General features: G+C 47.9%; 10 protein-coding genes. 5 read left to right on the top strand and 5 right to left on the bottom strand.

Going from position 1 to position 10000, the window contains the following annotated elements; all coding sequences use genetic code 11:
* Positions 1 to 106: 106 nt before the first annotated feature.
* The 4 genes from LDL40_RS04280 (at position 107) to LDL40_RS04265 (ending at position 2924) form a co-directional block, all read left to right on the top strand.
* Complete coding sequence (locus tag LDL40_RS04280) at positions 107 to 844, top strand: 1-acylglycerol-3-phosphate O-acyltransferase (RefSeq protein WP_300993908.1); 738 nt, start codon at positions 107 to 109, stop codon at positions 842 to 844.
* Positions 845 to 848: 4 nt separating this feature from the next.
* A complete protein-coding gene (gene rraB, locus LDL40_RS04275) occupies positions 849 to 1250 on the top strand; it encodes a ribonuclease E inhibitor RraB (protein ID WP_300993907.1) in 402 nt (133 codons plus the stop codon).
* Between the two features lie 184 nt (positions 1251 to 1434).
* Positions 1435 to 1596 carry a YezD family protein gene (locus LDL40_RS04270; RefSeq protein ID WP_300993906.1) on the top strand — a complete coding sequence of 54 codons (162 nt, stop codon included), beginning with the start codon at positions 1435 to 1437 and terminating at the stop codon, positions 1594 to 1596.
* A gap of 263 nt (positions 1597 to 1859) precedes the next feature.
* The gene (locus tag LDL40_RS04265) at positions 1860 to 2924 is read left to right on the top strand and encodes a sulfate/molybdate ABC transporter ATP-binding protein (RefSeq protein ID WP_300993905.1); all 1065 of its coding nucleotides are present in this window, start codon (positions 1860 to 1862) and stop codon (positions 2922 to 2924) included.
* Here the strand turns inward: LDL40_RS04265 and LDL40_RS04260 are convergent.
* Positions 2921 to 3706, bottom strand: a complete 786-nt coding sequence (locus tag LDL40_RS04260) for an isocitrate lyase/phosphoenolpyruvate mutase family protein (protein WP_300993904.1) — start codon at positions 3704 to 3706, stop codon at positions 2921 to 2923. The two genes, LDL40_RS04265 and LDL40_RS04260, sit on opposite strands and share 4 nt — an antisense overlap.
* 656 nt (positions 3707 to 4362) lie before the next feature.
* Between LDL40_RS04260 and LDL40_RS04255 the strand changes: the two genes are divergently transcribed.
* Positions 4363 to 5652, top strand: coding sequence for a dicarboxylate/amino acid:cation symporter (locus LDL40_RS04255; RefSeq protein WP_300993903.1), 1290 nt, complete (start codon positions 4363 to 4365; stop codon positions 5650 to 5652).
* A 15-nt stretch (positions 5653 to 5667) separates the two neighbouring features.
* Here the strand turns inward: LDL40_RS04255 and cysW are convergent, their stop codons facing one another.
* From cysW to LDL40_RS04235, 4 genes are all read right to left on the bottom strand, one after another.
* Positions 5668 to 6552, bottom strand: a complete 885-nt coding sequence (cysW, locus tag LDL40_RS04250; protein ID WP_300993902.1) for a sulfate ABC transporter permease subunit CysW — start codon at positions 6550 to 6552, stop codon at positions 5668 to 5670.
* Positions 6549 to 7391 (bottom strand): sulfate ABC transporter permease subunit CysT, encoded by an 843-nt coding sequence (cysT, locus tag LDL40_RS04245; protein ID WP_300993901.1) that lies wholly within the window; start codon positions 7389 to 7391, stop codon positions 6549 to 6551. The genes cysW and cysT overlap by 4 nt, the downstream gene beginning before the upstream one ends.
* Before the next feature lie 204 nt (positions 7392 to 7595).
* Positions 7596 to 8591 (bottom strand): sulfate ABC transporter substrate-binding protein, encoded by a 996-nt coding sequence (locus LDL40_RS04240; RefSeq protein ID WP_300993900.1) that lies wholly within the window; start codon positions 8589 to 8591, stop codon positions 7596 to 7598.
* A gap of 24 nt (positions 8592 to 8615) precedes the next feature.
* Positions 8616 to 9887: a porin gene (locus LDL40_RS04235; protein WP_300993899.1), complete on the bottom strand. Its 1272-nt coding sequence runs from the start codon at positions 9885 to 9887 to the stop codon at positions 8616 to 8618.
* Between the last annotated feature and the right edge of the window lie 113 nt (positions 9888 to 10000).

The following is a 10000-nucleotide window of genomic DNA, read 5'->3' as shown; positions in this document are numbered from 1 at the left end:
GTCAACAAAGCTGCAGCGTCAAGTACGACGGGGGAAACAGATCAAACCAGACTTATGGCGCCAAACCGTTATACTCTGGCCCTTGTAAACTACAGGGGCCTTTTTTGTGTTAGCCATTATACGTCTGGTGCTGGTCGCCATTTTTATTGTATTCAGTGCCTTAGTGGGTTTGCTGATCTGTCTGGTTCTTCCTTTTTATGTCCCTAATGTGGCTTTGTTTTCAGCCTGGTATGGCTGGGCTTCCTGGATCTTTGGTTTAAAAGTCGAAGTGCGTCAGTCTCCCGAAGTCAAAGCCGCTATGCCTTGTGTATTCTTAGCTAACCATCAGAATAACTACGATTTATTCACTATCAGCAAAGCCTTGTTACCTGGCACTGTCACCATAGGCAAAAAAAGCCTGAAATGGATCCCATTTTTTGGTCAGCTGTACTGGCTTAGTGGTAACATTTTGATCGACAGAGCCAACAAATCCAAAGCTGTGGGCACTATGCAAGGCGCAGTCGATCGTATAGTGCAGGATAAAGTTTCGGTGTGGGTCTTTCCTGAGGGCACCCGTAGTTATGGTCGTGGTTTATTGCCATTTAAAACCGGCGCTTTTCATATAGCCCAACAGGCCAATGTGCCGCTGGTCCCTATTTGTATGAGCAGCACCAACAAAGTGAAGTTAAATAAATGGAATAACGGCAGAGTCATTATTGAGATTATGCCGCCAATCCAACCAGAAGGAACTCCGGCCCGTGAACTGGCTGAAACAATACGGCAACAGATGGCAGATAAGATCAAGCAGCTTGATAGCGAAGTGGCAACCGACTACACTGCCGACTCATTGACTGTCACGGGGTAATATCATGGAAAACTGGCAAGAATTTACTGAAGACACCATAGCTGCATTGATGGAAGATGGCAGCGATCCGGATGCGGAATACACCATAGAACACCATTTTTACCATGAAGATTTTGCCCGTTTAGAAAAACTGGCTGTAGAAGTCTTTAAATTAGGTTACGAAGTGACAGACGCCGAAGAAGTTGAATTTGAAGAAGGCGGCACCGCCTGGGTATTCGACGCTATTCGTGAACAGTCTCTGGACGGCGCCAGCATCACAGCAGACGCGATCAAACTGGAAGCCTTAGCGCAGAAGTTTGGTGTGGAATACGACGGCTGGGGCACCTACTTTGAAGGTGGCGAAGATGAAGACGGCGATGACTTCGAAGATGACGAAGACGACGGCGACGAAGCTCCACGCCACTAACAGCTACTGAAAATGGGGTCAGATCACATTAGTTACGCATAACTAATGTGATCTGACCCCATTTTTATTTTCGCGCTCTTATATTTCCTTTTCGTATAACCTTGCTACTTTAAAGTATTTTAAGTTATTAACCAGCTCTGCTTTAATGCTTAGAGACATAGAGATGTCTTTAAGGAGAAAACACATGGCGGCAAAAGAAATATCTGCTGATTTGCTGAACCAACTGCTGGATAAACTGGAAAAACTGGTGGGCCGGGTTGAGTTTGGTTCTATTGAACTGGTGTTTCATCAGGGCAAATTAGTGCAGTTGGAAAAAAACGAAAAACTACGTCTGGATAAACCTTAGTCTTAATGGTTCAGACTGTGTCCCTCAGTGAACCTACCCGCCGTACTTGAAGCTGCTGCTGTGTTGACCAAGCTCTATCACCCCAATCACACTGGTCGTTGTGTTGATAGGGATTCATTCACTGGTCGTCTTGCCGCAACTGCAATGACTCAGGGAATCCATTTTTTCTCTTGCTTCGGCGCACCGGACCACCGGATCTGAAGTGATGTTGAGCCACTACCGCACAAACCGGGCTGGCGACAACCTGAACTCAGAGCGCAACTATGAGCATCCGAATAGAACAAATCAATAAAAAATTTGGCGACTTTGTCGCCGTCGATAATGTCAGTTTATCCATTCAGACCGGTGAACTCACCGCCTTACTTGGTCCTTCAGGTTCAGGTAAAACCAGCTTATTACGTATTATTGCCGGCTTAGAGCAAGCCGACAGTGGCAGCATCCATTTTGATGATCTGGATATCAGCGCGCGCCATGTGTCCGAGCGTGGTGTAGGTTTTGTGTTTCAGCACTATGCATTGTTTAAACATATGACAGTGTATGAAAACGTGGCTTTTGGTTTAACAGTCAAACCGAAAAAATACCGTCCTTCGCCGGAGCTTATCCGTAAAAAAGTGCAGCATTTGCTTGAGCTGGTGCAACTGGACTGGACAGCAGACCGCTATCCATCCCAGCTCTCCGGAGGTCAGCGCCAGCGTATTGCCTTAGCCCGGGCTTTGGCGGTAGAACCCAAAGTACTGCTGCTGGACGAGCCTTTTGGCGCTTTGGACGCTAAGGTAAGAGCTGAGTTAAGGCGATGGTTACGCCGACTGCATGATGAAATTCATGTCACCAGCGTGTTTGTCACTCACGATCAGGAAGAAGCACTGGAAGTGGCGGACAAAATTGTGGTGATGAACAAAGGCCGGATAGAGCAACAAGGTTCACCAGAGCAAGTGTACGACAATCCGGCTAATCCTTTTGTGTATGAGTTTTTAGGTAATGTGAATCTGTTTCATGCCAGAGTGAAACAAGGTAAAGCTGAGATTGGCCAGTTGTCTGTCGCCTCGCCAGAGTTTAGCAACGAGCAGGAAGAAAACGGTTTTGCTTATGTAAGGCCGCATGAAATTGATCTGTTGTTAAAACCAGTGGACGAAGCGCTGGAAGCTAAAGTCGATCTGATCACCATAGTAGGCCCCAATGTCCGGCTGGAATTATTAGCCAAAGACAGCCAGCAACTGATCCATGTTGAGCTGGCCAGGGATCGTTTTAAACAACTGGGATTATCGCTGGGGCAACAAGCCTGGGTGAAGCCCCGTTATACCAAAGTCTTTTTGGGTGAGGGGATTTAGCTGAACAGCTGATTTAGCTTTGAGTAGTTTAACACCGGCGTTGAAGCAACTGTGGGTTGCAAAAAGCTTATCACTGCCTGCTGATAAGCCTGATAACTTTGTATAAACAACGCCGGGCCTGCACTTAAGCGCTTCACTCCCGCTGCCATTAAATCAGCAGAGGTTGCGCTTTCTGACCAGCCCATTAAGTTCAGCGGCAAACTGCAATGCAGGCTCAATTGCTTCGCCACAGCTAAATCTGTTAATCCAGGCACAAAAGCACCATCGGCTCCTGCCTCTTTGTATAACTCAAGCCGTCTGATGCACTCTGTCACAGCATCTGCTTCTGTCGCCAGTTGTGCCAGATAAACATCAGTTCTGGCGTTGATAAACAACTCCCGCCCGGCCAACAGCATGCGGCAAGCGCGGATCTTTGTCGCTAGAAGTTCAGGATCTGCAGTACCATCTTCAATATTAATGCCTGCCACCCCCAGCTCTGCCAACTGCAAAACCAGCTTTGCAACTTGCGTTGGTTCATCACTGTAGCCTTGCTCTATATCCACAGTGAAAGGCAATTGAATCACTCGCAGGATACGTTGTACCGCTGCCAGCAACTCGGCAACTGGAAGCTGCTGACCATCAGCATAACCCAAAGACCAGGCTAAAGCGGCGCTGGAGGTGCCAATGGCTTTTGCACCTTGCTGCTGGGCCAATACGGCACTGCCTGGGTCCCAGATAGTAATAAGCAACAATGGTTCTGGCTGTTGGTGTAAAGCGAAAAAAGATTGGGTAAAGGCTGTCATAGCTGATCTCCGGTTCAATATCAGGAGCCATGCTAAAGCAGATCCTGCTTTTCGTCTGGCCAGTTCCGGCACTGAATAAAAAAAGCCCTGACCAAAACGGACAGGGCTTTATACCCAAGTGACAGCAAGATGTAAGTTTCAGAGCCGCTGGGCGCTTGCAATGCAAGGCAGCCTGGCGACTCCCTGATGGCGGGTCTAAAAGCCCTTTATGCCGCGTTAACTGTCGTCGCTTTAGATCCACTAAAGCTTCCGACAGCTGCCTTGCCTAAAGGGTTTTTATCTCCCGCTGAATTCTACATCTTGCCGTTACTTGGGTATATTGGGGCAGTCACTGAGGTTGATAAAAACTTCGGACCGCAAACAACAGGACAAGGAATAGAACGTAGTGGGGATAGTGCATCCTGCACTCTACGAATTTCACATCCATACAAACCAGAGTAGTTGCTGCAACTCGCTGACACTGAGATGCGGCAACAACTTCAATTTATTAGATCAAAATGTTTGTGTAAATATTATTTATATTCCAAAATTGAATATCATAGTGTGGCGACAGAAAACTGAAGTCTTGCTTCTTTTGGTTCTTGCTTAGAACTGAACTGAATTGGTCCGGCTCCGTATAGCACTTATACTGCCCCGCTATTTCAGTGGAATTTTTTATGAAAAACATCAATTTAAAATTTGCCCTCTGGCAACAGGTCGTGGTTGCCATGGTACTGGGCGTGATTGCGGGTTTAGTCTTAGGTACTGATGCGTTGCTGCTAAAGCCGTTGGGAACTGCCTATATCAATGCTATTAAAATGCTGGTGATCCCACTGGTGTTTTTTAGTCTGATTTTAAGTATTACTTCACTGGGGCAAGGCAAAGGCTTAGGTCGTATTGCCAGTAAAACTGTGGGGCTATTTTTACTGACCGCCTTGATTGCCAGTCTGATAGGTCTTGGTGTAGGTACGGCATTTCAATTTGAAACTGGCCAGAATTTAGTGGCAGCCCAGGTAACTGAAAAAGTCATACCTCCGGTCAGTCAGGTGCTGGTGGACTTAATACCAGCCAACCCAATAGCAGCTATGGCGCAGGGCCAGGTATTACCCGTGATGTTGTTTGCCATTCTGTTGGGACTGGCGCTGCGCAATATAGGCGAAAAAGGCGCAGCTATGCTTGCTGTGGTGCGCTCTGGCGCCGACATGATGTTTGAAGTGACCCGTCTGGTATTGCTGTTTACTCCTGTCGGGGTATTTGGCTTGATCGCCTGGGTGGTTGGTACTTATGGTCTGGAAATGCTGCTGCCTTTGGGCAAATTTATTCTGGCTATTTATGTTGGCTGTTTGCTGCATATCAGCCTGACCTATGGTGGTTTTGTGCATTTTTTCAGTGCAATGAAAGTGACTGACTACTTTAAAGCCGTCTTCCCTGTGCAACTGGTCGCTTTTAGCACCTGTTCCAGTTATGCCTCGTTACCGGCCAGTTACAAAGCAGTGACTGAAGATCTGAAAGTGTCCAAAGACTATGCTGGTTTTGTCTTACCTTTGGGCTCCACCATAAATATGGATGGTTGTGGAGGTATTTATCCGGCGGTTGCCGCTATCTTTATTGCCAACCTGTATGGCATTGAACTGCAGCTGATTGATTATCTGCTGATTGTTGGCACAGCGACATTGGCGTCATTAGGCACAGCTGGTGTACCAGGCACTGCGCTGGTGATGCTGACCGTGACTTTATCTGTGGTGGGTTTACCGCTGGAAGGTATCGCCTTTATTGCTGCGATTGACCGTATTGTTGATATGGCCCGCACCACCACTAATGTCACTGGCGATACCATGGTGGCTTTAGTAGTGGCTGAACAGGAAGGCTTGCTGATAGGAGCTGTAGCTCAGAACAAGCTGGAAGACGACAGCGTTTTTGCAAAAACTCTGGCAGATACCCCAGCTAGCTGCGAAATCCGCAGCTAGCAGGCTGAGTAGAGGTTAGTGCGAGCGGCCCTGGGCCAAATCTTTGGCCGCTTTGTATTCAAGCAGAGATTTCAGCAATAGGGTGACTAAAGCCAATAAAGCTAATAAAGACGATACTGCAAAAGCGGCGGCAAACTGATATTCGTTGTACAAAATTTCAATATGCAGCGGCATAGTATTGGTCTGCTCGCGAATTTTCCCAGAAACCACACTGACAGCTCCAAACTCCCCTATAGCGCGGGCGTTGGCTAAAATCACGCCGTACAACAAAGCCCATTTCACTGAAGGTAAAGTGACACGGAAAAAGGTTTGCCAGCCATTTGCTCCTAAAGTTAAAGCGGCTTCTTCCTGCTCACGGCCTTGCTCCTGCATCAATGGAATCAGCTCACGGGCGACAAAAGGAAAGGTGATAAAAATAGTCGCCAGCACTATGCCAGGCACAGCAAACATAATGCGCACCTCATGATCCATCAGCCAGTCACCTAAATAACCCCTTGCGCCAAAAATCAGCATCAGACTTAAACCTACAATCACAGGCGAGACGGCTATTGGCAGGTCTATTAAGGTGATCAGCAGCTGCCGGCCTTTAAACTGAAATTTGGCGATAGCCCAACTGGCCGCCAAACCAAAAACCACATTGCAGGGCACGGCAATAGCTGCTGCTATCAGCGTGAGTTTAATCGCATGTAAAGCAGCAGGTTCGCTGATGGACGCCCAGTACAGTTCAGCACCCCGGGCAAAAGCTTCGCTAAACACAATAAAAAGCGGCAGCACCAAAAACAAAGCCAGAAATAACAGCGCTATGCAGGTCAGCAGCAAACGGACCCATAGAGGCTCAGTGGTGGCTGTACGTAAAGCTGCAGCGGCCGGATGAGGGGAAACGAGTGGGATGCTGCTCATGCTTTAGCTCCATGTCTGTGATTGCTCCAGTGTTGAAGCAGGTTAATAAGCAATAATAAAATAAAAGAAATCAATAACATCACTGAGCCCAGAGCTGCAGCACCGGCATAATCAAATTGCTCTAAGCGGGTCATGATCAGTAGCGGCGTAATTTCAGTTTTCATTGGCATATTGCCGCTGATAAAGACCACAGAACCGTATTCACCTACAGCACGGGCAAATGCCAGCGCAAAACCTGTTAACAATGACGGCAGCAGGGCAGGGAATAAAATACGGCAGAATGTTTGTAAGCGGTTGGCGCCTAAACTGGCGGCAGCTTCCTCAATTTCTTTTTCTAAGTCTTCCAGTACAGGCTGCACTGTGCGCACGACAAAAGGCAGGCCAATAAAAATCAGCGCTAAAGTCACACCTAATGGACTGTACGCGGCTTTAATGCCCAAAGCGTTTAAGTGCTGACCTATCCAGCCATTGGGGGCATAAATAGCTGTCAGGGCAATGCCTGCTACAGCTGTAGGTAAAGCAAAGGGCAAGTCGACTAAGGCATCAATCAGCTTTTTACCAAAAAAGTTGTAGCGTACTAACACCCAGGCCACTATCAGACCAAACACCAGATTGACAGCAGCGGCCACAAAAGAGGCGCCAAAAGTCAGCTGATAACTGGCGATAGCTCTGTCGCTGGCTACTACTTTGCAGAATTCAGCCCAACTTAACGTCAGGCTATGGCCCAATAAAGCGGCTAAAGGTAGTAGCACTATCAGGCTCAAATAAAAGGTGGCAAAGCCCAGGGATAAGCCAAAGCCGGGTAATACGCTGGGTTTTAGCCAGGATGATTTGGTCACTGCAAGGATCCTCCTTTGTGGTTATCCCTTTTGTAGATAAAACTGCAGCTTTGTCGGCATTGTGCCTATGGCGCCTTGATTCTGACGCCAGGCGGGCAGGGATAAACCCTGCCCCTACAATGCCGCGCTGCAGCTCTGCTTACTTCTGGGAATATGACAAAAAGCGACAGCTGCATACTGTCGCTTTTTTGTTTGTTGTGTTGGCTAGTTATAAATCTGGTCAAAGATGCCGCCATCACCAAAGTGTTCTGGTTGGGCTTTTTGCCAGCCACCAAAGTCGGCAATAGTCACCAGCTTCAGTTGTGGGAATTGTTTGCTGTACTCTGCTGCCACTGCTTTGTCGCGAGGTCTGTAGTAATGTTTGGCTGCCAGTTGCTGACCTTCTTTGCTGTACAGATACTGCAGGTAGGCTGTAGCTACTTCGGTGGTGCCTTTGGCTTCAGTGTTTTTATCCACTACTGCGACAGAAGGTTCAGCCAGAATAGACAAAGACGGCACGACGATTTCAATCTTGTCTTTGCCTAATTCATTCACTGCCAAAAAGGCTTCGTTTTCCCAGGCCAATAACACATCCCCTATACCACGCTGCACAAACGTGGTGGTTGAACCACGGGCGCCTGAGTCCAGTACAGGCACGTTTTTAAACAGCTTGCCAACGAAGTCTTTGGCGGCGTCATCGGAGCCGTATTTCTGTTCGGCATAAGCCCAGGCTGCTAAATAGTTCCAGCGGGCGCCGCCTGAGGTTTTTGGATTCGGCGTGATGACTTCCACCCCTTCTTTGACCAAATCGTCCCAGTCTTTAATATTTTTTGGATTACCTTTGCGCACCAGAAACACAATAGTGGAGGTGTAAGGCGCGCTGCTGTCAGCTAAGCGGCTTTCCCAATTTTCTGGCAGTAACTTACCAATTTTCGCCAGCGGGTCTATGTCGCCGGACAAAGCTAAGGTCACTACATCTGCTCTTAAGCCATCAATCACAGAACGGGACTGGCTGCCTGAACCACCGTGCGATTGTTCAATTTTGACAGTATCACCGGTTTTTTGCTGCCAGTAAGCCGAGAAGGCTTTGTTGTAATCCCGGTACAGCTCACGGGTCGGGTCGTACGACACATTCAGTAAGGTAATATCTTTGGCCATTAAGCCTGAACTTAAGGTCAGTACTGTTGCGGCCAGTACTAATTTACTTTTGATGCTTTGCATAGAATGTTCCTGTTTAAATAGGGTTTAGAATCTAAAATCCAGACCAACAGCCAAAGTGCTGTCTTTAGGTTTTACCGTGCCAATGGCTCTGTCACCTTCGGTTTCTAACTGGGCGTAGTAGCTGTAAAGCCGTGCGGCGTCACTTAATTTGTAATCCACACCCAGGGCCAGAGCCGTCAGATCCACATCGCCGTAGCTGCTGTTGGCTGGTGTTGAGGTTGAGCTGCCGTATTGAGCTTTGGCTGTCCATGGGCCTGCGACTTTCCATGCCGCGTTCAGCACATAACCATCCTGTTCAATAAAGGCATTGCCTGAAGCACCGTCCCATTCGCTGATAGGGTTCAGGCCATTTTGTGCACCTGCAGTGGAGACCGGGGAGCCAACAAAAGTCGAGAAAGGACCAATACGGTCTGTGTCTTTATGGGCTTCAGCGGTTTGGTAAATAGCCCCTAATTTCACCGGGCCAACAGATACTTCGCCTAACACCCGGACTGCATCAGTGGTCGCCACGTTGCTGTCGATGGCAACACCAACAAACCATTTGGATTTACCGTAAGTTAAAGCGCTGGAATAACCGCTGGCTAAATCACTGTCATCCTGTGGATTGTTGGCGTTGACTGCTATGCCTGTTTCTTCGCTTTGAATAGCGGCAAAACTGAATTCGAAACCTTCAAGGAAAATAGCTGAGTTGTATTGAATGACGTTATCAGCGCGGTTTTCACCAACCAGATAACTGCCGATATCGGCTAGCGCTGCGTCGTTAAATCTATCGATGTCGCCGCGTATGACCGTATTGGTTTGCAGGGTTTTCAGCGGAGTATCGTTTTTGCCGATAAGTAAGGTCCCCCATTTTCCTTGCAAACCTGCGTAGATATTACGTTGGGTCAGCTCACGGCTATTACTGTTGGTACCGTTGTCGACGTCTATGCCGTATTCCACCAGATAGATGATTTTCAGATCGGCAGACACGTCTAAATCACCACGAATCCCAAAACGCGATGCGTTGCTTTCGACAGAGGTGTTGTCCAGTTCATCAGCCAGGCTGGTCGCTCCAGTATGCAGATAGCTGACCGGAGTAGTGGCTGGCGTGGTTTGAGCGAAATTTAGCTTTTCGAAATTGTACTGCTGGGCACTGACATTAATTTTGCCGTAAATGCTCGGGAAACCGGCCTGACTGGGTAAGCTGACCAACAAAGCTGCGGTAAGGCTGGCCAGTTGAAAGGCTTTGTAGAAACGGGTTGGGCTGGTTCTGGCTTTACTGTGTAAACCGTAATATTGAGTGTATTGAGCTGACATCATAGTCTCCGAAAGTTTTTTAATAACTTCCGGCGTTCCGGTCAGTCTGTTTTTTGTTTTTGTGTTCCTGGATGTTTTTTTATTTTTTACGAAGCACTGGTTGTGGCGGCTTC

Source organism: Rheinheimera sp., from assembly GCF_020217005.1.
Taxonomy (GTDB): Bacteria; Pseudomonadota; Gammaproteobacteria; order Enterobacterales; family Alteromonadaceae; genus Pararheinheimera.
The sequence above is the reverse complement of the archived record's forward strand: the minus strand, read 5'-3'. Positions and strand labels throughout refer to the sequence as shown.

What these genes read in the sequence shown, in the direction of transcription:
- rraB (WP_300993907.1), top strand. Translation starts at nt 849, where the DNA reads ATGGAAAACTGGCAAGAATTTACTGAAGACACCATAGCTGCATTGATG.
- LDL40_RS04270 (WP_300993906.1), top strand. Translation starts at nt 1,435, where the DNA reads ATGGCGGCAAAAGAAATATCTGCTGATTTGCTGAACCAACTGCTGGAT.
- LDL40_RS04265 (WP_300993905.1), top strand. Translation starts at nt 1,860, where the DNA reads ATGAGCATCCGAATAGAACAAATCAATAAAAAATTTGGCGACTTTGTC.
- LDL40_RS04260 (WP_300993904.1), bottom strand. Translation starts at nt 3,706, where the DNA reads ATGACAGCCTTTACCCAATCTTTTTTCGCTTTACACCAACAGCCAGAA.
- LDL40_RS04255 (WP_300993903.1), top strand. Translation starts at nt 4,363, where the DNA reads ATGAAAAACATCAATTTAAAATTTGCCCTCTGGCAACAGGTCGTGGTT.
- cysW (WP_300993902.1), bottom strand. Translation starts at nt 6,552, where the DNA reads ATGAGCAGCATCCCACTCGTTTCCCCTCATCCGGCCGCTGCAGCTTTA.
- LDL40_RS04240 (WP_300993900.1), bottom strand. Translation starts at nt 8,591, where the DNA reads ATGCAAAGCATCAAAAGTAAATTAGTACTGGCCGCAACAGTACTGACC.
- LDL40_RS04235 (WP_300993899.1), bottom strand. Translation starts at nt 9,887, where the DNA reads ATGTCAGCTCAATACACTCAATATTACGGTTTACACAGTAAAGCCAGA.